At 59.2% G+C, this 23,553-nt stretch carries 18 protein-coding genes and 2 pseudogenes (1 of these 20 running past the window's edge); 11 read left to right on the top strand and 9 right to left on the bottom strand.

What is annotated here, in order from left to right:
* Positions 1–2,188, bottom strand: partial view of a bifunctional diguanylate cyclase/phosphodiesterase gene (locus tag AC1MEE_RS06885; protein ID WP_480414570.1) — the 5' portion only. 686 nt of this gene lie to the left of the window's left edge; the window shows 2,188 of its 2,874 coding nt (coding positions 1–2,188); it begins with the start codon at positions 2,186–2,188; the stop codon falls past the left edge of the window.
* Between the two features lie 295 nt (positions 2,189–2,483).
* Here AC1MEE_RS06885 and AC1MEE_RS06880 point away from each other — a divergent pair, with 295 nt between their 5' ends.
* Together AC1MEE_RS06880 and phaR are read left to right on the top strand one after the other, a co-directional pair.
* Positions 2,484–2,768 carry a hypothetical protein gene (locus tag AC1MEE_RS06880; RefSeq protein ID WP_480414569.1) on the top strand — a complete coding sequence of 95 codons (285 nt, stop codon included), beginning with the start codon at positions 2,484–2,486 and terminating at the stop codon, positions 2,766–2,768.
* A 128-nt stretch (positions 2,769–2,896) separates the two neighbouring features.
* Positions 2,897–3,430 carry a polyhydroxyalkanoate synthesis repressor PhaR gene (gene phaR, locus AC1MEE_RS06875; RefSeq protein WP_480414568.1) on the top strand — a complete coding sequence of 178 codons (534 nt, stop codon included), beginning with the start codon at positions 2,897–2,899 and terminating at the stop codon, positions 3,428–3,430.
* Positions 3,431–3,466: 36 nt separating this feature from the next.
* Here phaR and phaP read toward each other — a convergent pair whose 3' ends face one another.
* Positions 3,467–4,033, bottom strand: a complete 567-nt coding sequence (gene phaP / locus AC1MEE_RS06870) for a TIGR01841 family phasin (protein WP_480414567.1) — start codon at positions 4,031–4,033, stop codon at positions 3,467–3,469.
* Positions 4,034–4,293: 260 nt separating this feature from the next.
* Here phaP and AC1MEE_RS06865 point away from each other — a divergent pair, with 260 nt between their 5' ends.
* Positions 4,294–6,936 carry a DUF3141 domain-containing protein gene (locus tag AC1MEE_RS06865; RefSeq protein ID WP_480414565.1) on the top strand — a complete coding sequence of 881 codons (2,643 nt, stop codon included), beginning with the start codon at positions 4,294–4,296 and terminating at the stop codon, positions 6,934–6,936.
* A 28-nt stretch (positions 6,937–6,964) separates the two neighbouring features.
* On the opposite strand, the gene AC1MEE_RS06860 is transcribed toward AC1MEE_RS06865, so the two are convergent.
* Positions 6,965–8,014, bottom strand: coding sequence for an AraC family transcriptional regulator (locus tag AC1MEE_RS06860; RefSeq protein WP_480414564.1), 1,050 nt, complete (start codon positions 8,012–8,014; stop codon positions 6,965–6,967).
* A 258-nt stretch (positions 8,015–8,272) separates the two neighbouring features.
* Between AC1MEE_RS06860 and phbB the strand changes: the two genes are divergently transcribed.
* The 3 genes from phbB (at position 8,273) to phaC (ending at position 12,129) form a co-directional block, all read left to right on the top strand.
* A complete protein-coding gene (gene phbB, locus AC1MEE_RS06855; protein ID WP_480414563.1) occupies positions 8,273–9,019 on the top strand; it encodes an acetoacetyl-CoA reductase in 747 nt (248 codons plus the stop codon).
* A 71-nt stretch (positions 9,020–9,090) separates the two neighbouring features.
* Entirely contained in the window at positions 9,091–10,269 is a 1,179-nt protein-coding gene (locus tag AC1MEE_RS06850; RefSeq protein ID WP_480414561.1) for an acetyl-CoA C-acetyltransferase, read from the top strand.
* 159 nt (positions 10,270–10,428) lie between these two features.
* Complete coding sequence (gene phaC / locus AC1MEE_RS06845; RefSeq protein ID WP_480414560.1) at positions 10,429–12,129, top strand: class I poly(R)-hydroxyalkanoic acid synthase; 1,701 nt, start codon at positions 10,429–10,431, stop codon at positions 12,127–12,129.
* Between the two features lie 151 nt (positions 12,130–12,280).
* Here the strand turns inward: phaC and AC1MEE_RS06840 are convergent, their stop codons facing one another.
* Positions 12,281–13,939, bottom strand: a complete 1,659-nt coding sequence (locus tag AC1MEE_RS06840) for a thiamine pyrophosphate-binding protein (protein WP_480414559.1) — start codon at positions 13,937–13,939, stop codon at positions 12,281–12,283.
* A gap of 118 nt (positions 13,940–14,057) precedes the next feature.
* Between AC1MEE_RS06840 and AC1MEE_RS06835 the strand changes: the two genes are divergently transcribed.
* On the top strand, positions 14,058–14,741 hold the full coding sequence (locus tag AC1MEE_RS06835) for a class I SAM-dependent methyltransferase (RefSeq protein WP_480414558.1): 684 nt from the start codon (positions 14,058–14,060) through the stop codon (positions 14,739–14,741).
* 80 nt (positions 14,742–14,821) lie between these two features.
* Here AC1MEE_RS06835 and AC1MEE_RS06830 read toward each other — a convergent pair.
* Both AC1MEE_RS06830 and AC1MEE_RS06825 read right to left on the bottom strand, forming a co-directional pair.
* Positions 14,822–14,902, bottom strand: a pseudogene (locus AC1MEE_RS06830) (TOBE domain-containing protein); the annotation flags it as partial.
* A gap of 3 nt (positions 14,903–14,905) precedes the next feature.
* A pseudogene (locus tag AC1MEE_RS06825) lies at positions 14,906–14,983 on the bottom strand (M24 family metallopeptidase); the annotation flags it as partial.
* A gap of 95 nt (positions 14,984–15,078) precedes the next feature.
* On the opposite strand from AC1MEE_RS06825, the gene AC1MEE_RS06820 reads away from it, so the two are divergent.
* Positions 15,079–15,843: an alpha/beta hydrolase gene (locus AC1MEE_RS06820; protein WP_480414557.1), complete on the top strand. Its 765-nt coding sequence runs from the start codon at positions 15,079–15,081 to the stop codon at positions 15,841–15,843.
* 19 nt (positions 15,844–15,862) lie between these two features.
* Here the strand turns inward: AC1MEE_RS06820 and pdxR are convergent, their stop codons facing one another.
* Complete coding sequence (gene pdxR, locus AC1MEE_RS06815; RefSeq protein ID WP_480414556.1) at positions 15,863–17,377, bottom strand: MocR-like pyridoxine biosynthesis transcription factor PdxR; 1,515 nt, start codon at positions 17,375–17,377, stop codon at positions 15,863–15,865.
* Positions 17,378–17,470: 93 nt separating this feature from the next.
* Here pdxR and AC1MEE_RS06810 point away from each other — a divergent pair, with 93 nt between their 5' ends.
* A complete protein-coding gene (locus AC1MEE_RS06810) occupies positions 17,471–19,042 on the top strand; it encodes an FAD/NAD(P)-binding protein (protein ID WP_480414554.1) in 1,572 nt (523 codons plus the stop codon).
* 3 nt (positions 19,043–19,045) lie between these two features.
* Positions 19,046–20,266: a multidrug effflux MFS transporter gene (locus AC1MEE_RS06805; RefSeq protein ID WP_480414553.1), complete on the top strand. Its 1,221-nt coding sequence runs from the start codon at positions 19,046–19,048 to the stop codon at positions 20,264–20,266.
* 4 nt (positions 20,267–20,270) lie between these two features.
* Here AC1MEE_RS06805 and AC1MEE_RS06800 read toward each other — a convergent pair whose 3' ends face one another.
* Complete coding sequence (locus tag AC1MEE_RS06800) at positions 20,271–20,906, bottom strand: NADPH-dependent F420 reductase (protein WP_480416169.1); 636 nt, start codon at positions 20,904–20,906, stop codon at positions 20,271–20,273.
* A gap of 195 nt (positions 20,907–21,101) precedes the next feature.
* Between AC1MEE_RS06800 and AC1MEE_RS06795 the strand changes: the two genes are divergently transcribed.
* Complete coding sequence (locus AC1MEE_RS06795) at positions 21,102–21,992, top strand: LysR family transcriptional regulator (RefSeq protein WP_480414552.1); 891 nt, start codon at positions 21,102–21,104, stop codon at positions 21,990–21,992.
* A gap of 146 nt (positions 21,993–22,138) precedes the next feature.
* On the opposite strand, the gene nosR is transcribed toward AC1MEE_RS06795, so the two are convergent.
* On the bottom strand, positions 22,139–23,515 hold the full coding sequence (gene nosR, locus AC1MEE_RS06790) for a response regulator c-di-GMP phosphodiesterase, NosR family (protein WP_480414551.1): 1,377 nt from the start codon (positions 23,513–23,515) through the stop codon (positions 22,139–22,141).
* Between the last annotated feature and the right edge of the window lie 38 nt (positions 23,516–23,553).

Below are 23,553 nucleotides of genomic sequence, written 5' to 3'. Positions count from 1 at the left end.
CCCCCGTCTCGACACTGACGATGGGCTGAAACCAGGGCACGAGTTCGTCAGTGCGCTTGAGCGCGTTGCGTAGCGCCCCTTCGCGCTCCACCTGATCCGATACTTCGCGCCGCACCTCTTGATTGAACACTGCATAGCTGTCGCGACCGCCGCTCTTGACCCGGTACATCGCCGTATCCGCGTCGCGCAGCAAGTCGGCCGGCTCGTAGTGAAACTGACGGTCCGCACTGACGATCCCGATGCTGCAAGAGGAAAACACCTCATGGCCATTGATAACAAACGGTAGATCGAACGCGGCGAGAATACGCTCCGCGATATCGACCACGGCTTCGAGCGGCGCTTCGGGCGCCAACACCGAAAACTCGTCACCTCCGAGCCTCGCCAGCAAATCGCTCTCGCGCAGACAACTGCGCAAGCGCTGGGCGGCCTGCATCAGCAGCAGATCGCCAAAGTGATGACCAAGGCTGTCATTCACCATCTTGAAACGGTCAAGATCGATGAACATCACCGCGAGTTGCTGGCCCTCACGGTCAAATTGCGACCATGCCAAATCGAGACGCTGCTGCAAAAAGCTTCGGTTTGGTAAACCCGTCAGCGCATCGTGGGAGTTCTCATGTTGCAACTTGGCATTGGCGTGATCGAGTTCGCGGGTGCGGTCCTGAACCCGCGCTTCCAGTTTGAGGTTGGCCGCGTGTATCGCTTCAGCGGCGCTGCGGCGCGACAAGGCGGTGTCGATATGACGCGACACGAACGTCAACAGCTCCTGATCGCGCAGCGAATAGCTCACCTGGGGCGTATAGCTTTGCACCACGAGCACGCCCCGAACTACATCGCCATCGAAGAGCGGAATGCCAAGCCACGAACAGGATCGGAGGAAGCTATCGACGATTTCGATTTCGCCGACGCTCTCCAGCCGCGAGGCTTCATTCGAATCGATCAGACACGGCCGTCGCTGGCGTATCACATACTCGGTGCAACCACGCTGACCGCGGCGCGACGGCGGGCACGTCGTCAGTTGCTCATCGACGTAATAAGGAAACGTGACCTCTCCGGTCGCGCCATCGAAGAGCGCGATGTAGAAGTTTCGCGCAAACAGCAAATCGCCCACGATGCTGTGCAGGCGATGAAAAAGCTCCGCCATATCGCCGGGCTGACTCGAGAGTTCGGCAATCTGGAAAAGCGCGCTCTGCAGATGTTCGGCACGCTCTCTTTCCGCCACTTCCAGTCTCAACGCAGTGTTGAGTTCCGACAGCTCCAACGTGCGGCGCAACACCGTTTCTTCCAGGTCCGCGCGGTGCAGGATCCGATCCAGCGCCATGGCCACATGGCGTGCTACGACGAGGAACAGTGCACGATCCTCTGCACTGTAAACGCGGGAAACGTCGTACACCTGCATGGCAAGCATGCCGAACACATCATCGGATGCGTTTTTCAGCGGCGCGCCCATCCAAAACTCGGGGCGGTCGCCCACGCAGAAGAATCGGCCTTGCGCTTGTGCCGCACGAATGCCGGCCGCATCGATGAGCAATGGCTGGCCGCTGGTCAGCACTTGCCCGGTCAAGGAAAGGTGCTTGGAATCGAGAAACTCGTAGTTCTCGGCTTCCAGCGCATCGACATCTATGATGTCGACATAATAGGGATAGGTAATCTTGCCGTTACGCGGGTCATACAGCGCGAGGTAGAAGTTCTCGGCGTCGATCAAGCTCGCAAGTAACCGATGAACGCCCACCAGGAACACCGAGCGGTCGCGCGTGGAACTGGCAAGGTAGGTAATTTCGTACAGCACACGCTGGGTGATCTGCGCCCGTGCAAGCGTATCGGTCTGCACCTGAAGCCCCAGACGCAGAGCAAAGTCGGCAAGGGCCGGCTCTGACGCATCGCTCAACGGCGCCAATAGCCAACCCAGCACGCTTTCGCCGTTACCCGTTGGCCAGCGATGCAGTTGCCATTCGACGCAAAACGCATCGAACTCTTCGTTCGCAATGCCGGCAGGAAACTGCACCCGAGGATCGCCCTGCCCCACCAGATGCATCTGCTCGCCGGCTCTGTACACCACCCATGCCGTGGTGTGGGCCCAGCTGCGCGCTGCGGCCAGCAGTGCTTCGATCGTGTCCTTGTTGCCAGCGAATGCGACATCGTCGCAATCATTCGATTGCTGCAGGGTATCGGTCAAAGGACGGAAACTCATCAGCGCTCCATGGGCCAGAAACTGGCAGTACTCATCTTGCTATAACCAGCGATGTGCCAATGATCCATCCGTTTAAAGCTAATAGCGCTTTTTTTCAATAGTTTTATACGCTTTAGTGCGGTCTAAGCTCAGATGTCGGGGTCATTCAACCAACGTTACCCCAGCCAAAAATAGAAGCTGGATGCGTCCATACCGAGCGTTTCGCCAGCGAACCCAGCCCAAAGCGAACGGTCTAAATCAATGATGGAATCGCAAACGATCAAGCCCCCGCACTCACTGCGAAGGAGATTCATCGATGGTTATTCACTACAAGATCGCCGGGCACCTCGCCTGCGGCCGCCATGGCGGCAATCTCACCTCCACCACCGAATTTGCACGCGTGAAATGCCGCAGCTGTCGTAGCACCGACGCGTTCAAGGAGGCACGCAAAGCTACGCGGAATGAGGCGCGCAGAGCTGCGCGGAAAGCAAAAATCCCTCACGCCGCGAATGCCTGGCGCGAATCCTGGCAAAAGAGACTCACCGAGATCCCAGGGCCGCAGCGACTCCCACGGGGATTCCACGGTCAGCCCTACGTCTAGCGACGGGGTATTTTGCAGATCAGTCGTCACAAGGCAGTTCCGCGCCAGCATTAGCACGACACCGACCCGCGGCAATGACCATAGTAGGTTAAGATGCCGACAAACCGGCTCGCCACGAGAACTCCCGCATGACAGATAACAGCCGGAACAACACCCGCCTGATCAAGAAGTACCCGAACCGCCGCCTGTATGACACATACACCAGCAGTCATTTAACCCTTGCGGATATACGCCAGTTGGTAGTCGATAGAATTCCGTTCCAGGTGGTCGACGCCAAGAGCGGTGAGGATCTGACCCGAAGTATCTTGCTACAGATCATTCAAGAGGCCGAAAGTGGCGGCGAGCCGATTTTCTCCAGCGAGATGCTCATGGGGATTATCCAGTTCTATGGCCCCTTTCAGGGAGTCCTCGGCAGCTACCTGGATAAAAGCATCCAGACGGTCATCGACATCCAGTCCCAAACTGGCGCGCAGTCCTCCGAGGCCTGGAGCGAGTTCTTGCACCAGCAGGCACCCGTCATGCAGGATTTGATGCGCCAATATGTCGACCAGTCAAAGGCTCTGTACCTGAATACTCAGAACCTCTTCGGCCTGTTCGGCGGCATACCTCCGGGCCAACCAGGAGCTGGCGACGGACGAAAAAAAAATGGCGATGGGGAATAAACCCATCGCCATCGGTAGAACTATTGCTGATTTGACTTACTTGGTACCGCCTGCCGCTTTGCCCGCCTGCTGAGTGGCTTTGCCGGCAGCGGAGGTCGCTGCGTCAAAACCGCTCTGAGCGATGTCAGCAGCCTGTTTTGCAGCTTTTTGCGCGTTTTCATAAACGCTACCGGCATTCGCCAGTGTCGACTTGAGCACAGCTACAACAGGCTCGGAGCCAGCCGGTGCATTCTTGCTGATCACTTCTACGAACTCTTGTACCTGTTTGGCACCCGCCTCGACCTGACGCTCGGTCAGTTTGGCGATGTCCGACTGGGTGCCGGAGATCAGCTCTTGCACTTTGCGATTGTACTCAGCCAGGCGTTCGGCCTGCACATTCGGCTGGGTAAAAGAAGCCTGTAGCTCGGCGAACCCCTGAGTGTCTCGTACCGAGAGCAGCTTGCGAAAACCGTCGAAGTATTCCTCGCTGGAAGCCTGCAGTGTCTTGAACTGCAATTGACTGAGCTGTTCAACACTCGCGAAGACTTTGCCGCTGATTTGCTGCAGAAGGTCAAGATTGGCTTTCTGCGCGTTTTGGAACTTTTCCGAGTCAAAAAAAGACATGCGTGAATCTCCTGGCAATAGAAGGCCGACATGGGCCTGAGACGCGATAGCGATCTGGCTGAGTCATCGCGTTAGCCTTAATATTGCAGTGCACAAATCTGCTTTGCAATCTTTTTTTGTGCACTGCAAAAAACCTTTGCTCATCCCGACACTATTCGCTATAAATCCATCACAACCGAATAGATCGACCTAGCCAGGCGCCTCTCGAACACTGGATATGGAAGCTAACCGCTCACCACGCACAAACCCAGGAGATGATCATGGGCCAGGAAGATCTTTTTGCAGCGCAAGAGAAACGCTTTTCCTCACACCACAGCTTGCTCGAACGCCTGAACCAACTGCAGCGCCTGAATACCCAGAACGTCCTCGACGCTGTGGGCCGGCGCCAGGAAAAAACCATTGCCCCACTCGGTCAGGGCCAACTCAGGCAACCCACGGCCAACGACTGGCTGGAATACTTCACCGACCTGGGCCAACGTAGCCTGCTGTTCTGCGACACCTTACGCCAGCGCGGCGATAACACCCTGGCCCACGAGCGCGCCGGATATCCACTGCTGCTCAAGTTCGACCATGAAACGCTGATCGCCGGCGATGACCTCCCGCACCCGGTAAACTATTCGCTATTGCGAATCCTCCCCGGACCAGAGCAAAAAATCGACTACAGCCGCCGGCCCGTGATCATCATTGACCCACGCGGCGGCCACGGTTCGGGCATCGGTGGTTTCAAGCAAGACTCGGAAATCGGCGAAAGTCTCAGAGCCGGACACCCCACCTATTTCATCGCCTTTAGTCACTCGCCCAAGCCTGGGCAAACGCTTAACGATATCGCCGAAGCCGAAGCCCACTTCATCGAAGTGGTCAGCGCCCTCCATCCCGCCAGTGACAAGCCCGTGGTCATCGGCAACTGCCAGGCCGGCTGGGCTTTAATGGGATTGGCTGCCGCGCGCCCGGAACTGCCGGGGTTGGTCATCGTCAATGGTGCCCCCTTGTCGTACTGGGCCGGTGTCGATGGACGCAACCCGATGCGTTATGCCGGCGGCCTGCTGGGCGGAGCCTGGATGACTCGCCTGGGCAGCGATCTGGGCAATGACCGTTTCGACGGTACCTGGCTGGTCAGCAACTTCGAGAACCTGGACCCGGCCAACACCTATTGGGGCAAGTACTACCACCTGTTCCGTCAAGTCGATAGCGAGGCTCCGCGCTTTCTCGACTTCGAACGCTGGTGGGGCAGCCCTACCCTGCTCAATGGCGAAGAAATCGAGATGATTGTCGACGACCTGTTCATCGGCAACCATCTGTCCGGGGGCCTCGGGCGCAAGAGCACCGGGCTTGACCTGAAACGGATCGAAGTACCGGTGGTCGTGTTCTGCTCCTATGGAGACAACATCGCCTCCCCACAGCAGGCATTGAACTGGATCGCCGATGTCTATCCCAGCGATCTTGCCTTGCGTAGCGCCGGACGCACCATCGTCTACCTGCAACACGCCAGCATCGGCCATCTGGGCATCTTCGTTTCCGGCAAGGTTGCCCGACGTGAACACCGCGAGTTGCTCGGCGCTGTCGACGCCATCAATGCACTGCCGGCGGGATTGTATGAACTGCTGATCGACGATCTGCCGGACCCATCAGGCAGCGGCATCCCGGAATATTCCGTGCGTTTCGAATCGAGGCGTATCGCCGATATCCACGGTGATGGCAAACCGGTGCGTGACGACGAGCGCGAATTCGCTCTGGTAGAGCGTGCCTCGGAAGTCAACAGCACGCTTTATGACTGGTTTATACGTCCCTGGATGCGCCAGGTGATCAATGAGCCAACTGCCGAACTGATGCGCAAGTCACACCCCTTCCATCAGCAACAGGTGGTATGGAGCAGCCTGAATCCGGCATTGTGGTGGCTGGCAGGTACCGCCGCAGTGGTACGCAGCGATCGTCGCCCTGCACGCGCAGACAATCCGCTGCTGGCCTGGCAGGACCTGTTCTCCAACCAAATGCAAGACACCCTCAACGCTTATCGTGATGTCCGCGATGCATCCCAGGAACTGTGCTTCTACAGCGTGTATGGCGGGCTGAGTGCCCTCACCAGCAATCAGCCTGCGCGAAATCCCCAAGAGCAAGCCAACCTGCAGGACAAGGCCCTGATCGAACGCCTGCATGATGCGCTGCCCCACGGCGGCAGATTGGAAGCACTGGTACGGATCCTGATTTTGCTTGGCCGCAATAGCGACAAGATCGGCAAGCAACGCGTCGAGCAACTGGTCCTGCAAGGCCATGCGCTGGTCCTGCACTACACCGTCGACCCAGTTACCCTGCGCGAAACGGTACGACTGCAAAACCTGCTGGTCTTCGCTCACCCTGAAGAAAGCCTGCACAGCCTGCTCTTATTGCTCCCCGAGCGCGAGGCACGCGAGCAGGTCCTGGCAGCCGTGGCGCAATTGGTGCCAGAGTTGCTGACGGCTGAAGGGGCCATCGGCGAACTCTGGCGTGAGCTGCACACGCTGCTCGAGTCTCCCCTGCCAGGCTTTAGCCTGACCGAACCACCCAGTGCACCCACTGCTGTCGTTGAGACTGCTGTCGTTGAGGTAGACCACCAGGAGCAACCTCAACCTCAACCTCAACCTCAGCCGTTGCCGTTGCCGTTGCCGTCGCAGCCGACCGAGGTGGCACCCTTGAAGGTCGAACAAACTGAGTCCGTAGCGACGCCTCCCGCGCTCGGCAAAAACACCACCAAAACCACCGATTCCAGCCGTCAGGCCACCAAAGCCGTCACTTCGCCCCCGGCCAAAACGCGGTCGAAAAAAGCTCAGCCAGCAACGCCCCCAGCTTCTCCACCACCGGCACCCACTCCTGCAACCCCGCGCAAACGTCCTACGAGTAAAACGACCAAAGGGAGCAAGCCGGAATGAGCAGGATCTAGGGGCATCGCCTCATTTTTTACCCCACTAGACGAAGCTTTCCTTCCTCGATCTTGAGCGGCGAGTCATCGGTTCGATACTGGCCAGGGGGCATACCAAACCAGCGGCAGCAGGCTTTATGGAAGCTACTGTGATCGTGGAAGCCAAGGAGATAGGCCACATGCTTCATATTGTAATGAGAGTGGCGCAAATAGAAGTCGGCCATTTGCCGACGCAAATCACTCAAGACGTCTTTGAATTGCGTACCGTCCCTCTCAAGCGCTCGTTGCAGCGTTCGCTTGCTGATGTTGAGCGCTGCGGCTATCGACTCCATATCATACGGCCCCTGCCCTTGGCTCAAGCGCTGAGTGATCAGCCCGCGAATCCTGCCAAGAATAGAGAAGCCGAACGACTGGTCCAACTGAGCCTCGGCAAAACTGTCATGAACTTTGGCCAACGCCTCGTTGGCCATACTCAAAGGATGCAGAAGGTCCTGCCCATCGAACAAGATGCTGTCAAAGGCAGCCCCAAAACGTAACGGACAATCAAAAAGCCGCTGATGCGCTGACGTATCCTCCGGTTCCGCGTAGGTGAACTCTACATTCAGAGGTTGCGGTAGATTTCCACCCGTGAGCCAGCGGCAGAAACCAAGAAGCGAAGCAAGCCCGGCGTCGGCGTATTGCCGGGGTTTACCCGAGTCGTATTGCTCGTGATCAAGTGCGGCCAGGCGAAAATGCTGCTGTTCTTGAACGAAAAAAAGGCTGACTCCAGTACCAATCAACGGACTGAAACGAACCAAACGCTCGAGGGCTCGTTTCAGATTCAAGCTGGACATCATCGTGTACCCCACGATCTGCAGACTGCCCGGATGTATATGCCCGTAGGCTTTCAGACCAATATTCGGATTGCCAGATTGTTGAGCGGCCAACTCCCACAGCCGGCAGATAGAATTTCGCGGATAGAAGGCTCCCTGTTGACCCAGAATCTTCATATCCAGCCCCGCCTCCTGGCACAAAGTGACCGCATCCAAGCCTTCAGCCGAGAGCGTATTCACCAGCACACTCGCATAACCTGTACTCACTCTATACATGACAACCTCTACGACCTGTGGAGCCGAACATCCTTTACGGAGCCAATGCGGACCTGCGCTGAAGCTGATGGTAGCGGCACTTTCAGTACCCGGCATTGATCCAGGCATAGGTTGTGCTCTCTTTGTTCCAGCGGTGTTTCAAAACGCCAACATGGCACCGATGGACACCAAACAGTCACCGCCAAACACTTCCGCAAGACTTGTCGATACGGAACAATAACTTATCTTGCACGCACAAACACAAAAAGGAAGTTGTCCATGGAGTCTCGTAATCGTATTGCAGTGGTAACGGGTGGGATGGGTGGCATTGGCACAGCGATCAGCCAGCGTCTGTACAAGGATGGGTTCAGGGTAGTCGTCGGTTGCAGCGCAAACTCCAGCCGCAAGGATGCCTGGCTGGCAAGTCAACTGGAGGCCGGTTATCAGTTCGAATGTGTCGAGACCGACATCACCGATTGGGAATCAACCCGCAAAGCCTTCGAAATGGTGCGCGAAAACATCGGCCAGATCGCTGTACTGGTCAACAACGCTGGCATCACTCGCGACGCCTCCTTTCGCAAGCTCACCCCGGAAGACTGGAACACCGTAATCGGGACCAACCTGAACAGTCTGTTCAACACCTCCAAGCAGGTGATTGAAGGCATGTTGGCCAAAGGTTGGGGGCGGATCATCAACATCTCCTCGATCAACGGCCAACGCGGTCAGTTCGGCCAGACCAACTACTCTGCCGCCAAGGCCGGTATTCATGGTTTCACCATGGCCCTGGCCCGCGAAGTCAGCGGCAAGGGTGTGACCGTCAATACCGTATCCCCTGGCTACATCGAGACCAGCATGACCGCGGCAATACGCCCGGACATTCTCGACACCATGATCACCGGAATTCCGGTCGGTCGCCTTGGCAAGCCTGAAGAAATCGCATCGATCGTGGCCTGGCTGGCCTCCGATGAGTCCGCCTACAGCACCGGTGCCGACTTCTCGGTAAACGGCGGCATGAACATGCAGTAGCCCACCCAGGGCATGGATGCCCTGGTCCTGTTCGACAATTTTTAATCTTTGTCTCCCCAATGAGGTTATGCATGAACGAAGTCGTAATCGTTGCCGCTACGCGCACTGCCATCGGCAGCTTTCAGGGTGCTCTGTCCGGCATCCCCGCCACCGAACTGGGTGCCGCTGTGATCCGCAGTCTGCTGGAGCAGACGGGTATCGATCCGGCGCAGATCGATGAGGTGATCCTCGGTCAGGTACTCACTGCCGGCGCTGGGCAAAACCCGGCACGCCAGACGGCGATCAAAGCCGGTTTGCCGCATACCACGCCTGCCCTGACCTTGAACAAGGTCTGCGGCTCCGGTCTCAAGGCGGTCCACCTCGCCGTCCAGGCGATCCGTTGCGGCGACGCCGAGTTGGTAATTGCTGGCGGCCAGGAAAACATGAGCCTGGCCCCCTATGTTCTGCCTAAGGCACGCACCGGTCTGCGCATGGGTCATGCGCAACTGGTCGACAGCATGATCGAGGATGGTCTGTGGGACTCTTTCAACGACTACCACATGGGCATCACTGCCGAGAATCTGGCGCAAAAGTACAGCATCACCCGCGATCAACAGGATGCCTTCGCCGCCGCCTCGCAACAGAAAGCCGCGGCTGCCATTGAGGGCGGGCGCTTCAAGAGCGAAATCACCCCGATCCTGATTCCTCAGCGCAAGGGCGACCCGCTGGTCTTCGATACGGACGAACAGCCGCGCGTCGACAGCACCGCACAAGCTCTGGCGAAACTCAAACCTGCCTTCAAGAAAGATGGCACTGTCACCGCCGGCAACTCCTCGACCCTCAACGATGGCGCCGCCGTCTTGTTGCTGGCCAGTGCCGCCAAAGCAGAGGCCCTGGGTCTGCCGATCCTGGCCCGCATCAAAGCCTACGCCAGTGCAGGCGTGGACCCGTCGATCATGGGCATCGGCCCGGTCCCGGCGACACGTCTCACCCTGGAGAAAGCGGGCTGGAGTCTGGACGACCTGGACCTGATCGAAGCCAACGAAGCCTTTGCCGCCCAGTCGCTAGCGGTTGGCCAAGAGCTGGGTTGGGACGCCAGCAAAGTCAACGTCAACGGTGGCGCGATTGCGCTGGGTCACCCGATCGGAGCGTCCGGGGCTCGGGTACTGGTGTCGCTGTTGCACGAACTGATCCGCCGTGACGGCAAAAAAGGTCTGGCCACCCTGTGCATCGGCGGCGGCCAAGGCGTCGGCGTGGCCATCGAGCGCTAGTCAACGCTATATCAGCAATCCACGGGCGGGCTTGGGACCCCCGCCCACTATCACGCTGGTATCAAAACGGTGCTGCCCACCTTCCGACTATCGCTGCACCGGACTCAGACAGAGTGCGGCTTTTTTTTGACCGGTTCGTCTTCCCGGGCAAGGAGCTCTATGGACAACTCACATACATTCAACACCTACTGGTCAGGCCAGGTTCCTTTTATCGCCTCCTTTGCCGTCCAACAATTGCGCCTCTGGGTCAGCACTAATCCCTGGTTTAAAGGGCATGAGCATGGCGCCTGGTTCGATTTGCCCGCCGAGACCCTCAATCGCCTTCAAGCTGATTACCAACTTGAATGGGGCCAGCTTGGCCAGAAGTTGCTGACCGGCCAGCCATTCAGCTTCGATGATCGACGTTTCGCCAGCGGCAACTGGAGCGAACCACTGTTCGGCTCCCTGGCCGCCTTCTACCTGCTCAACGCCAGCTTTCTCATGAAGCTGCTCGATACGCTTGCGATCGAAGAACAAAAGCCGCGCCAACGCCTGCGCTATCTGGTCGAGCAAGCCATCGCCGCCAATGCACCCAGCAACTTCCTGGCAAGCAACCCCGATGCCCTCGAGCGCATGGTAGAGACCAAAGGTGCCAGCCTGTTCACGGGTCTGCAGCACCTGGCCAGCGACCTGCGCGAAGGCAAGATGCGCCAATGCGATAGCGGCGACTTCGAGGTCGGTGTCGATCTGGCCATTACCCCTGGCGAAGTGGTTTTCGAGAATGATCTGTTCCAGCTCATTCAGTACTACCCGCAGGGCGAAACCCAGTATCTGCGTCCGGTATTCATCGTCCCGCCGTCGATCAACAAGTACTACATCCTCGATCTGCGCCCGGACAACTCGATGGTCCGCCACCTGGTGGAACAAGGTCATCCCGTATTCATGATGTCCTGGCGCAACTTTGACCAGGAACACGCTGACACCACCTGGGATGACCTGATCGAGCACGGCGTGATCAATGCCCTGCAGGTGACCCGGGCGATCAGTGGCGAGCCGCGCCTCAACTGCGTGGGCTTCTGCATCGGCGGCACCCTGTTGAGCAGCGCACTGGCAGTACTCGCAGCGCGCGGCGACCAAGAAGTCGCCAGCGTCAGTCTGTTGACTACTTTCCTCGACTACCTCGATACCGGCCCGATCAGCATATTCGTCGACGAACAATTGGTGGCCTACCGCGAACGCACCATCGGTCGTCGGGGTGACGAGGCCGGTCTGTTTCGTGGCGAGGACATGGGCAATACCTTCTCCCTGCTCCGTCCCAACGAGCTGTGGTGGAACTACAACGTCGACAAATACCTCAAGGGACAGAAGCCGATTCCTCTTGACCTGCTGTTCTGGAATAACGACAGCACCAATCTCCCAGGCCCGATGTACTGCTGGTACCTGCGCCACACCTACTTGCAGAATGACCTGAAGTCAGGAGAGCTGGAGTGCTGTGGGGTCAAGCTCGACCTGAGTGCGATTGATGCACCCGCCTACATTCTTGCAACCCATGACGACCATATCGTGCCCTGGAGGAGCGCCTATGCCAGCACCGCGCTGCTCTCCGGAACCAAGCGTTTTGTACTGGGCGCTTCCGGGCATATCGCCGGCGTGATCAATCCACCCTCCAGACAGAAACGCCATTACTGGACAAATAGCCGAACCACGAAAAACCCCGACACCTGGTTCAAAGGTGCCGAACAGCAATCCGGAAGTTGGTGGACCGACTGGTTCAGCTGGCTGGCCAAACATTCCGGCGAGCTCCAGCCCGCGTTGGCGCATATCGGTAGCGACGAATACCCCCCGCTAGAGCCCGCGCCGGGCCGCTATGTCAAGCAATGACCGATTCGCTGTCTGAGTCGAGATCGCGCACCTGACGGGTACGCCAGGATGACTGGCCGAATGTTGTACTGCATTCGGCCAGGCATCCCTCTCACGCCTTAAGCCCTTCACCTGAACCCTGCAGGGTTGATTGCCGGTCGAGCAACGCTGTTCAGTCCAGGCGCGCCTGGGGCAATATCTGCCGTGGGTCGGTGCGCAACTCAATCAACGCCGGAACGCCAGCCTGCTGCGCGCGCTGGAATGCCGCGGGAAAATCCTCGGTTCGTTCGACCCGTTCGCCATAGGCGCCGAAGGATCTGGCAAAGCTCACGAAGTCCGGGTTAACCAGATCGGTAGCGGATATCCGGCCTGGATACTCACGTTCCTGGTGCATACGGATGGTCCCCAACATACCGTTGTTGACCACGATGACCACCAGCGGTGCGCCGAACTGGATGGCGGTCGCCAGCTCCTGCGGATACATCATGAAGCAGCCATCACCGGCAAAGCAGACCACTGTGCGTTCCGGCCTGTGCAGCTTGGCCGCGATCGCCGCCGGAAAACCGTAACCCATGGCGCCGTTGGTGGGCGCCAACTGAGTGCGCGGTTGCCGATAACGGTAGAAGCGATGAACCCACACGGCGTAGTTGCCGGCACCGTTGCTGATCACGGCGTCGTCGGGCAGCACGTCGCTCAGGTGCGCGACCACTTGCGCCATGTCCACACCGGCCAGTTGCGGATGCGCTTCAGGCGGCGTCGAGTGCTGCAAATAATCAGCGCGTGCGGCCTGGGTCCAGGCCTTCCATGGCTGCTCGGCGAGCGGTTCCATGTGCTCCAGCGCGGCGGCAAAACCGCGCAGAGACGAAAGGATCGGTAAGCGCGCCTGATACACGCGACCCAACTCTTGCGGGTCGGGATGCACGTGGACCAGTGGCTGTGTCGGCACCGGGCTTTTGATCAAGGTGTAGCCACTGGACACGGTTTCGCTGAGGCGTGAGCCGATCACCAGCAACAGGTCAGTGGTGCGCAGACGCTCGGCGAGCTTTGGCGATACCCCGAGACCCAACTGACCGACGTAATGTGGATCGCGGTTATCGAACAGATCCTGGCGGCGGAACGAGGCCGCCACCGGCAGGTTGTTCGCCGTCACGAAGCGCTTGATCGCCTGGCTGGCCCTGGCATCCCAGCCGGTGCCGCCCAGCACCACCAGCGGCTGACGAGCGGCGCCTAGCAGCTCACGCAATTCATCCAGCGCGGCCGGGTCCGGTGCAGCGTATGCAATGCGTACCGGCGGTGCGTCGGCACACAGGCCGCTGCCGAACAGCACTTCTTCCGGGAGGCTGATCACCACTGGGCCCGGACGCCCGGAGAGCGCGATGCTGAACGCCTTGGCGACGATTTCCGGAATGCGTTCCAGGCTATCGATCTCAGTCACCCATTTCGCCAGGCCGCCGAACATCTGCCTGTAATCGACTTCCTGAAACGCTTCGCGGCCCTTGAAAGCACTTTCGATCTGGCCGATGAACAGAATCATCGGGGTTGAATCCTGTTTGGCCGTGTGCACGCCGTTGCTGGCATGGGTGGCGCCGGGGCCACGGGTGACGAAGCAGATGCCGGGGCGGCCAGTCAGCTTGCCGTAAGCGTCGGCCATGTTCGAGGCGGCGCCCTCATGGCGGGTGACGATGGTGCGGATGGCTTGGGCGTCATGCAGGGCATCGAGCACCGGCAAATAGCTTTCGCCGGGCACGCAATAAATAGTGTCCACCGCGTTGCGCAGCAGCGCTTCGACCAGGATTTGCCCACCGTTGCGTGGTTGGGTGACTTCAGACATAAGCTACAAGCTCCTTGTTATGGTTTTTAACGAGCGTCGCTCTGCGCGTTCGATATCTACGGGTGACTATGCTTGTCGAATGATAGCCAAGAGAATCCGCTGTGCATGTGGAGGCATCATGAGCATCAGACCCTTGAGTGACAGCAAGATAATCGACTCGTGGCAACGTAATGCATCCCCTTGGGTGGATGCGGTACGCAGCGGGGTCATCGACAGTCGGCGCCTGGTCACTGATCGCGCCATCGTCGACGCCGTGCTGGCGTGCACACCGGGCACGGTCATCGATCTGGGTTGCGGTGAAGGCTGGCTGGCCCGCGAACTCCACAATCACGCCATTGAAGTGGTGGGTGTCGACGTGGTCCCGGCGCTGGTGGACGCCGCCAGACAGGCTGGTGCAGGTGACTTTCGCGTTCTGTCCTATGAAGACATCGCGGCTGGAGGCCTGGAAGTTCGTGCCGATGCGGTGGTGTGCAACTTTTCCCTGTTGGGCAAGGAGTCGGTAGAACGTCTGATCCGGGCCATGCCGCGGTTGCTCCAGCCGGACGGAACGCTAATCGTGCAGACACTGCATCCAGTGATGGCCAGCGGCGACGCCCCTTATATCGACGGCTGGCGAACGGGTTCCTGGGTCGGGTTCAGTGAAGTGTTCAGCGATCCGGCACCCTGGTATTTCAGAACCCTGGGAAGCTGGATCGAGTTGCTCGGCTCCAGCGGCTTGAGTCTCTGTGCACTGCGCGAGCCGATCGATCCCCGGACTGGCAGGCCCGCCTCGGTAATTTTCGTCGCGCAGGCCGCGGACTGAAAGAGTGCCCAATTCACAACCAGAATTATTGAATTCGGCTTCTGGCGCGTCAGCTGGGGTGATGTGGGTCAGGCCAAACCTTAAACCGGAACACCCAGAATAATGTGCGAGGCCTTGATCACGGCGGTGGCACTGACACCAGGCGCCAGACCCAGTTCGGCGGGAATCCACAGTCCGGCGTTAGGCGTGGCGTCGAAATCCCCCAAATCCCCTGCCCTGTAGATCGCATGCGGAAAGTCGCTGGAATCCTCTCAACCATCACGCGCGCACTCAACTACCCTGTAGGCACTCATTGACGTCACTGGGGTGGCTGACGCTTATGTCAATAATTAGCCGCATGCTGCGCATTCTGATAGCCCTCCTGGCATTGGCCGCCATTTTGTACCTACTGGCCTGTCTCCTGTTGTTCGTGTTTCAGCGCTCGCTCATCTACTTCCCGCAGCCCCGTTCCATGGGCAGCGCGACGACGGTTCTTGAGCTTTCAGAGCCTGACGCGAAGGTGCTGGTGTCCGTCAGGCCGCACACAGGTCCGAATGCGTTGATTTACTTCGGCGGAAACGCCGAGGATGTTTCGCTGAATCTGTTGCCGTTTTCGCAAGCGTTCCCGGATCAAGCCCTTTACCTGCTTCACTACCGGGGCTTCGGTGGCAGCGCCGGGTCGCCCTCCGAGGCGGCAATCGAGCAGGATGCCCTGGCCTTGTTCGACAAGGTCCACACCGAACATCACCACATCACGGTTGTGGGTCGCAGCCTGGGCACAGGCGTCGCCATGCGTCTCGCCAGCGAACGGCCAATATCGCGGCTGGTTCTGATTACGCCCTATAACAGCCTTCTGGGATTGGCCGAAAGCAGGCTTTCCTTTTTCCCGGTGAAATGGCTGCTAAAGGACAAATACGAGTCCTGGCGCTACGCGTCGCTGATCACCGTGCCAACACTCTTGATCGCGGCAGAGCACGACGAAATAGTACCTCGCACCAGCACCCAGCAGCTCTATGCGCAGTTCAGCACAGGCGTGGCGTCGCTGCAGGTCATCCCAGACAAAGGCCACAATTCCATCTCCGACAGTCCCCAGTACCTGAAAGTGCTGGGCACGGGGCTGTGAGCGACACCCCGGCATCAACTTATTGGGTTGAGGCGTGGATGTCCGGTTTATATGGGCAAGTCTGGGCCAACAACTCCGCCAGTTTCCGGCCACTGAAACGCACCTGCGACAAGCTCAGCGCGGTGAAACCGATCATCACCGCAGCCGGCAGTCGAACGTCCTGGCAAAATTCACTGATCGGTTGCAACACCAACCCGACTGCCGCCGCCCGGCGGCAAAAGTCGGCCTCGTCGACGCCCCCGGGCAGACCCAACACGAAGTGCAACCCGGCATGCTGCCCTGAAATGCTGTAACGACCCGGCGCATGTTCGGCAAGACAGGCGATCAGCGCATCGCGACGCTCCTGATAGGCCTGCCGCGCCGAGCGCAAATGGCGGACGAACGCCCCGCTTTTGATGTACTCGGTGAGCGCTGCCTGTTCGGTGATGCCCACCGAGCGGCCGGTGGTCTGCAAAGTACTCAACAGCTGGCTCCGCAACGCAGCGGGCACCAACATAAAGCCGACCCGCAGCCCGGCGAACAGCGTCTTGTTGAAACTGCCGCAGTAGATGACCCGGTCCGCTTTATCGAGCGCCTTGAGCGCTGCAAGCGGTGCGCTGTTGTAGTTGAACTCACTGTCGTAATCGTCCTCCACGATCCAGGCCCCGGTTCGGCTCGCCCAGTCCAGCAGCGCCAGCCGCCGCGAGACCGAGAGTGTCACGCCGAGCGGCGATTGATGGGCCGGAGTGACGTAGGCCAGGCGCGCATCCGTGTGTCGGCGCAGTTCCAGGTCATCAATGCCGTCTGGCTTGACCGGGATGTAGACCAGTCGTGCCCCGGCCATCGAGAAAATTCTTTTTGCCGAGTGATACCCAGGGTCTTCTACGCAGACTTTATCGCCGCTACTCACCAGACTCCGGGCGACCAAATCGATGGAATGGCGAATGCCGGTTGTGACGATCAGGTCCTCAGGATTGCAGCGGATACCGCGGTATTTACCCAGATAGTCGGCAATCTGTTCCCGCAGCGCCTGCATGCCCCCAGCGTAGGGGGAGCAGAGCAATTGCGCCGACGCCGCAGCCATGGCTTTGGCCACAGAGCGCGACCAGGCCGGGATTGGAAACAAGTCCGGATCCGCCAGCCGCGCGACAAACGGTACCCCCACCCGCACGCCGACCTCAGGGGCCGACTTCAGAAGCGATTGCTCGCCATCGGTCCGGGATTGCAGCACCTGCGCCGCTTCCAACACGGGTGCGGCGATAAATAGATCAGGCACCACCGCGCAGACCCGCGTCCCGGAACCGGAGACGCGAATCACATAACCCTCGCCGCTCAAGCGATCAAACACCGTCTCCAGCGTGCCTCGCGACAATGACCAGCGCTGTGCCAGCGTCCGGGTCGAGGGTAACCGGCTGCCGGCTGGCAACAGCTTGCTGAGGATTGCACTGCGCAGCGCCTCATAGGCGCTTTCCTGTTTACCAGCCGCCCTCGAGCCGTCCCACAGGCTGTCTGGTTGAGGCAGATCAAGGGGAACTGAAACCTTTCCTCGGCTCATAGTGGTCCAATCAATTTAGGGGTTAATGGCTCTTAGGATTAAACCACAAAGCGCCTAACTTTCGCGGCTCAGCAACGGACGCCCGAGAGCGACATGGTTTCTACAGAACAACCCCCTAAATTCACCCTCGCGGTTATCGGTGGCGGCGGCGCTTGCGTCGCCTTTCTCCACCATTTTGTGTCATCGATCAGCCGCGAACGGGCGGCAGCAATCCGCATCCAGGTGTTCGAACCTCGCACCACGGTCGGTCCAGGATTGGCCTATCACCCGGATGTTGACACGCTGTTGCTCAATCGAGTGGCCGAAACCATGTCGGTCTGCGCCAACGACTTCTCGACGTTCTCCGCCTGGTTGCGCTGGAAAGCCCATCACGCAGACGAACTCAAGCCGGTGTCCAGCACCAATCTTTCCGAAGCCTTCGTGCCACGCTCGGTCTTCGGGCGGTTTCTCAGCGATTTCTTTGCCGAGACATGCGCCATGGCCCGGCGCAAAGGCCTGGATATCGACGTGGTGCATGCGCGGGTCGGCGCAATCCACAAGGGCACGCGCTACAGCCTGACCACCGCCACATCGAGCCATGTGGCCGACCGCATCATCCTGGCCGTCGGCAATACCGGGCCACGGGATCATTACCGGTTGGACGATCATTACCGGTTCATTCGCGCCCCTTATCCGATCAGTGAACAGATTGCCCCGATCATTATCGGTCAGCGGATCTGCGTCATCGGCACTGGCCTCTCCGCGGTCGACGTGGCGCTTAGCCTGACCGCACTGGGCTTCAAGGGGGAGATCGACATGGTGTCGAACTCCGGCCGCCTGCCCTTCGTTCGTGGCCTGCCAGGCCCACGGCACACCCTGCACTACCTCAGCGCCAAGGCCCTGGACGACTTGAGCCACGGCGGTACCCGGCACATTTCACTGCGCAGCCTGCTGCGTTTGCTGCGAGCCGAACTGCGCTCGGTCGGCGGCGACTGGCGCGAGCTGTTCAGCACTGTCAGCGGGCCAGAACTGATGTTGGATGAGGAAATTCAGGCGGCAACGCAAAGACGGGATTGGCAGAGGGTCCTCGCCGCCACCAACGAAGTCATCGAATCGGCCTGGAATGCTTTGGGCCCCGCAGACCAAGCGCTGGTCACGCAACGCTTTGCCCGCGATTGGCTGGCCCGGCGTGCGCCTATGCCATTGGGCAATGCCCTGAAGCTGCGGACCCTGATCGAGGCCGGCACCCTGCGTCTGTTCGCTGGAGCCGTCGATTTCGAGGGGCAACAGGAAGACCTGATCGGCGCACGTTATGGCGCAACCGGCGAACGCCGCAGCTACGACTACGTAGTCAACGCCACCGGTGCTGCGAAATGGGTCGAAACCGAGCAGGACTCGGGCGTGCTCTGGCAGCTACTTCAGGGTGGGCATGCCGTGCGTGACGAGCGCGGTGGCATACGGGTGGACTTTGCCAGCGGCGCCCTGATCGACCGGTATGACCAGCCCGACCGGAACATACGGGTGCTGGGCCACATGACCAGTGGCACCTACTTCTTCGTGTCGTCCCTGGAGATGATCGCCAAACGGGCGCAACGCATGGCCATCGACCTGATCACCGACCTCCCCTTCAACACCCGTCTACCTGATGGAACCGTTACCCCTTCACTGGCCACGATTTCGGAGTAAGCAATGCCGGTTAAAAATACCCTCGCACCCTGGATCTGGGCGACCTTGTTACTGGTCGTGGTCTGTCTGCCCCGCATCACCATCGATATGTACCTGCCGTCGCTGCCGGCCATGGCCGATGCGCTGCATGCCACGGACGCGCAGATGCAGCTGACGCTGACCCTGTACATGGTCGGGTACGCCTTCTCGATGCTGATTGGCGGCCCGCTCTGCGACCGATTCGGGCGGCGCCCGGTGCTGATCGGCGGTACCGCGCTGTACCTGGTCGCAACCCTGGTGTGCGCCAATGCGACCAGCGCTGAAGTACTGATCGGCGCCAGAATGTTTCAGGCACTGGGCGGCTGTTGCGGCACGGTGATCGGCCGGGTCATGGTCCGCGATCGTTTCGACAGGCATGAGCAGACCCGTCTGCTCAGCCGGATATCCATGGGCATGGCTATCTCGCCGATGGTCGCGCCGATCATTGGCAGCGTGATCGAAACCGCGTTCGGCTGGCGCGGGGTGTTTATTGCACTGACCGTGACCGCCGCCCTGGCGCTGATCCTGATCAGTCTGCTGCTGCCGGAAACCAGGCCCGCGCAAAGCCCCTGCACCTCCCGGGAAAGTGTTCTGAGCATTTACGCCAGACTGCTGCGCGATAATTATTTCCTCAGGTACTCATTGGCCATCGGCTGTGTTTACTGCACCTACTTCCCGTTCATTGCCGAGTCTTCGTCGCTGCTGCAACGCTCGATGCACCTTTCGTCGATGGAGTACGCCCAAGTGTTCGCCGCCACGGTGGCCGGCTATGTGATCGGCTCCAACCTGTTCCGGCGCCTGTCTGCCGGCAACGATACGGACACCTTGATCGTCTACGCGATTACCTTGAACCTCATCGGCTCGGCGTTACTGATCATGGCTACCCGAGTATGGCCGGACGCGCTGCTGTCGATCGTCTGCCCGATGCTGCTGATCATGCTCTCGGTGGGGATCGCCATTCCCGCCTGCCAACTTGCGGTGCTGCAACCCTACGCGGCCATCGCAGGCACCGCCTCGGGGCTGTTCTTCTTCATTCAAATGGCAATCACCGCGCTGTGCAGCTTCGTCACCGGCCACCTGTCCGACGGTAGCGTCTACCCGATGGCGATCATGACCTCCGTCGCCAGCATCGGTTTTGGCGTGGTCTGGTTAGTGTTTCGCGGGCAGGCGAAACAGGCGGATGGGGTGATGGGCGACATTTCGTAAGACCCTAGTCCGCCCTGGGACCGGTGTCGGCCAGCACCTGTTTCAAACTGGCGATGTCGAGGGGCACGCAATAGGCTGGGCGGGCACGTTCAAAACGCCAGCCTTCGGACAGTGGACCCGCATCAACGGTGTCGAAGCCAAATCGGTCGTGAAGTTCGATAACGATCTGCTTCGCCTGAACATCATCACCCGCGATCGGCAGAGCCCGTCGCTCCGCTGATCCGGCCTGGCGAGCGTCCTTTTCTATGTCGCGCTCCAATATCGCATTGAACGCCTTGACCACTTTCGCGCCCGTCAGGTGATCAGCCAACAGCTCGCTGGTCGTGGTGGCATGGTTGTCCAGTTGCGGAAAGTTGCCGTCGCGCTGCGGGTAATAATTGTTGGCGTCCAGGACGATCTTGCCGTCGAGAAGCGCTGCGGGAATCGACCGGTAGTGACTGAAGGGGATGGCGACGATAACGATATCGCCAAATTTAGCTGCGTCTTGCACAGAGCCAACTTTGCAACCGACTGAAATCACGGTGCTGGTCAGCGTCTCTGGACCACGTGAATTGCTGAGCATCACGTCGAAACCATGTTTAACCCCAAGACTGCCCAACGCACGCCCGATAAACCCGGCGCCGATGATCCCGATTCGCATTTTATCAATGGTCATTTTTTCGAGTCTCCGATTCTCATAACCGACGCCGAGTCATGGGCGCCTGGATTTCGCTCGACACGGCAACAAGCCGTGTCGCAGCTCGGCCAAAAACAACCGAAAACCAATGCTACTTGAAACGTATAGTCCGATAAATTAGCGTTCGGTGGGGTCTGTCGAAACTGTGGGTATTGAATAATGGATCGTCTTCAAAGCATGGCCGTCTTCGTCAAAGCCGCCGATAACGGGTCTTTCGCCGCGGCGGGCGCGGCTCTGGGCATGTCTTCGCAGATGGCCGGCAAGCATGTGAGTGCGCTGGAACAACGCCTGGGTACTAAACTGCTCAATCGAACCACCCGCAGCCAAAGCCTTACCGAAGTCGGCCGACAGTTCTACGAACATTGCAAGATCGTGCTGGCCGAAGTCGATACGGCCGAGTCAGTTGCCCAGGACCTCACATCGAGCCCCCGAGGCCGGCTTCGCATCAGTGCACCGGTCACCTTCGGGACCTTCAGCCTCATGCCGTTGATCACCCGGTATTTGAAAACGTACCCCGAGGTCCAGATCGACTTGTCCTTGACCGATCGCCTTGTGGACCTCATCGACGAAGGTTACGAAGCGGCTATTCGGATCGGCCCGCTAACCGACTCCACACTCTTGTCCCGAAGCCTGGCACCCTACCGTCTCATTGCCTGCGCCTCGCCGGACTACCTCGCCGCTCACGGCATCCCCGCCTCACCGGCCGAACTGGTTGATCACGAATGCATGGGCTTTGCCTACTGGGCGCGACCGCCCGCCAAAGAGTGGTTGTTTACCCAAGGTGGGCGCACGCACAGCGTCCAGGTCAATAACCGATTCCAGGTCAACGACGCCAGGGCACAACTGTCAGCCGCGCAGGATGGACTGGGGGTCATTCTCGGCGCTGAAATCATGCTCCGGGCCGATCTGGATTCCGGCCGTCTTGTTCGCCTGTTTCCAGACTACGAGGCGCCGTCTCGTCCTGTACACATCCTATTTCCAGGCGACAGGCGCTTGACCCCAAAACTCCGGAGCTTTGTCGACCTCGTCGTCGCGCAATCCGCTCGATAAGCATTTCAGCCCTCTAGCACGACACGGGGAGCCTGCGGTGAGGGATTCTCGACATGGAACACCTGCTGCGTGCCGGCGATGAGTTGATCGGGCGACCTGGCCGTCGCCGAATCACAGCCGCTACGCGCCAGCCTTGGCTGGCAAGATCACGGGGCGGCTGACACAGACTCTTTCATGGAAAGGTCGGCAGACGATTCCTCCGGGACCTTGACGAAGACGCTGTACTTCGCACCTTCCATGGCTTCGAAGGCGATCAACTTATCCACCAATACCGCGTGAAGCATTTTGCCAGCATTGAGCAAAAGCATGCCATTGTCGGCATTGAGGTTGCGCGCCAGCACCATTCCCGCCTGCAGTTCGCGGGTGCTGACCACCTTGACTGTAGGATCGCCCAGGGTGACATCGCTCAAGTAGGCGGCGCAGACCTTAACGAAGTCCTCCACCAATTCTGGGTCGTAAAGGCGACCGGCGTATTTTCGGATAAACACCAGCGCTTCATCACTGTTCATTTGCCGTTCGAGAATCAGCCCGCGCTGCAACTCGATAAAGTCCACGGCCAGTTTCAGCAGACGCGAGCCAAACGGAATCGCTTCGCCTTTGAGGCGGTCGGGAAAGCCACTGCCGTCCCAGCGTTCCTGATGGTGAAGAATCAGTCGGGCCGCATCCTGCATCGGCTCCAACGTCATCAACAGCGACTCGCTCTGTTTCGGATAACCGCGATAGCGCTCCCGATCCGTATGGTGCAGCAGGTCGGCAGGAGCCCCCATCATGCTGTCACTCCAGCTCAGCTTGCCGATGTTGTAGAGCGCTGCCGCCATGGACAGATCGCGGCTGCTCGCCTCGTCCATGGGGTGGGATTTGCAGTAGGTGCGAACCAGATCGATGATCTGCCGGTTAGTCTGCTTGCTTTTGGGCAGCCGCTGGTTGACCAGCAGGGAGAACACTTCGGTGCTGGTGGCATAACTGTGTTTGAGTTCGTCGTAGGCCAGGTCGAGCATGTCGGCGGTCTGTTGCAACTCGGACATGCGCGCGGCGACACGCTTTTCCAAGGTGGCATTGAGCGACTGCAGGGCTTCGTTCTGTTCATGGGCCAGCAGTTCCAGGCGTTGCCGCTCTCGTTCGGAATGCTGATGGGCGAGGGACTGACGCAACGTCAGTAGCAGCTCCTCGTCGTTCCAGGGTTTGCTGATGTAACGATAAATCTGTCCCTCGTTGATCGCTTTGACGATCATGTTCAGGTCGGCATAGCCGGTCAGCAGAATGCGCGTAGTGCTCGGATAACGCTGGTGAATTTCCGCCAACAAGGTCGCGCCATCCATATTCGGCATGCGGGCGTCAGTGATCACCAGATCGATTCGCTGGTGGGCCATCAATTCCAGGGCTTTTTCACCGCTTTCGGCAAAAAACAGGTCATACGGCTGACTGCGCAGCAGGCGTCGCAGGCTGTTAAGGATGAACTCTTCATCATCAACCAGTAGCACGCAGGGTTTATCTGCCGAAATAGAAGCGGATTGCTCATCCATAGCGTTACCTCACATCAGCACTCAAGGGGTCATTTACT

It is taken from the genome of Pseudomonas sp. ASL3 (assembly GCF_056680425.1).
This window is presented reverse-complemented; position numbering and strand designations above follow the sequence as displayed.

Excerpts from the sequence above, each read along its gene's own strand:
- AC1MEE_RS06880 (WP_480414569.1), top strand. The coding sequence starts at position 2,484 with ATGGTTATTCACTACAAGATCGCCGGGCACCTCGCCTGCGGCCGCCAT.
- phaR (WP_480414568.1), top strand. The coding sequence starts at position 2,897 with ATGACAGATAACAGCCGGAACAACACCCGCCTGATCAAGAAGTACCCG.
- phaP (WP_480414567.1), bottom strand. The coding sequence starts at position 4,033 with ATGTCTTTTTTTGACTCGGAAAAGTTCCAAAACGCGCAGAAAGCCAAT.
- AC1MEE_RS06865 (WP_480414565.1), top strand. The coding sequence starts at position 4,294 with ATGGGCCAGGAAGATCTTTTTGCAGCGCAAGAGAAACGCTTTTCCTCA.
- AC1MEE_RS06860 (WP_480414564.1), bottom strand. The coding sequence starts at position 8,014 with ATGTATAGAGTGAGTACAGGTTATGCGAGTGTGCTGGTGAATACGCTC.
- phbB (WP_480414563.1), top strand. The coding sequence starts at position 8,273 with ATGGAGTCTCGTAATCGTATTGCAGTGGTAACGGGTGGGATGGGTGGC.
- AC1MEE_RS06850 (WP_480414561.1), top strand. The coding sequence starts at position 9,091 with ATGAACGAAGTCGTAATCGTTGCCGCTACGCGCACTGCCATCGGCAGC.
- phaC (WP_480414560.1), top strand. The coding sequence starts at position 10,429 with ATGGACAACTCACATACATTCAACACCTACTGGTCAGGCCAGGTTCCT.
- AC1MEE_RS06840 (WP_480414559.1), bottom strand. The coding sequence starts at position 13,939 with ATGTCTGAAGTCACCCAACCACGCAACGGTGGGCAAATCCTGGTCGAA.
- AC1MEE_RS06835 (WP_480414558.1), top strand. The coding sequence starts at position 14,058 with ATGAGCATCAGACCCTTGAGTGACAGCAAGATAATCGACTCGTGGCAA.
- AC1MEE_RS06820 (WP_480414557.1), top strand. The coding sequence starts at position 15,079 with ATGCTGCGCATTCTGATAGCCCTCCTGGCATTGGCCGCCATTTTGTAC.
- pdxR (WP_480414556.1), bottom strand. The coding sequence starts at position 17,377 with ATGAGCCGAGGAAAGGTTTCAGTTCCCCTTGATCTGCCTCAACCAGAC.
- AC1MEE_RS06810 (WP_480414554.1), top strand. The coding sequence starts at position 17,471 with ATGGTTTCTACAGAACAACCCCCTAAATTCACCCTCGCGGTTATCGGT.
- AC1MEE_RS06805 (WP_480414553.1), top strand. The coding sequence starts at position 19,046 with ATGCCGGTTAAAAATACCCTCGCACCCTGGATCTGGGCGACCTTGTTA.
- AC1MEE_RS06800 (WP_480416169.1), bottom strand. The coding sequence starts at position 20,906 with ATGCGAATCGGGATCATCGGCGCCGGGTTTATCGGGCGTGCGTTGGGC.
- AC1MEE_RS06795 (WP_480414552.1), top strand. The coding sequence starts at position 21,102 with ATGGATCGTCTTCAAAGCATGGCCGTCTTCGTCAAAGCCGCCGATAAC.
- nosR (WP_480414551.1), bottom strand. The coding sequence starts at position 23,515 with ATGGATGAGCAATCCGCTTCTATTTCGGCAGATAAACCCTGCGTGCTA.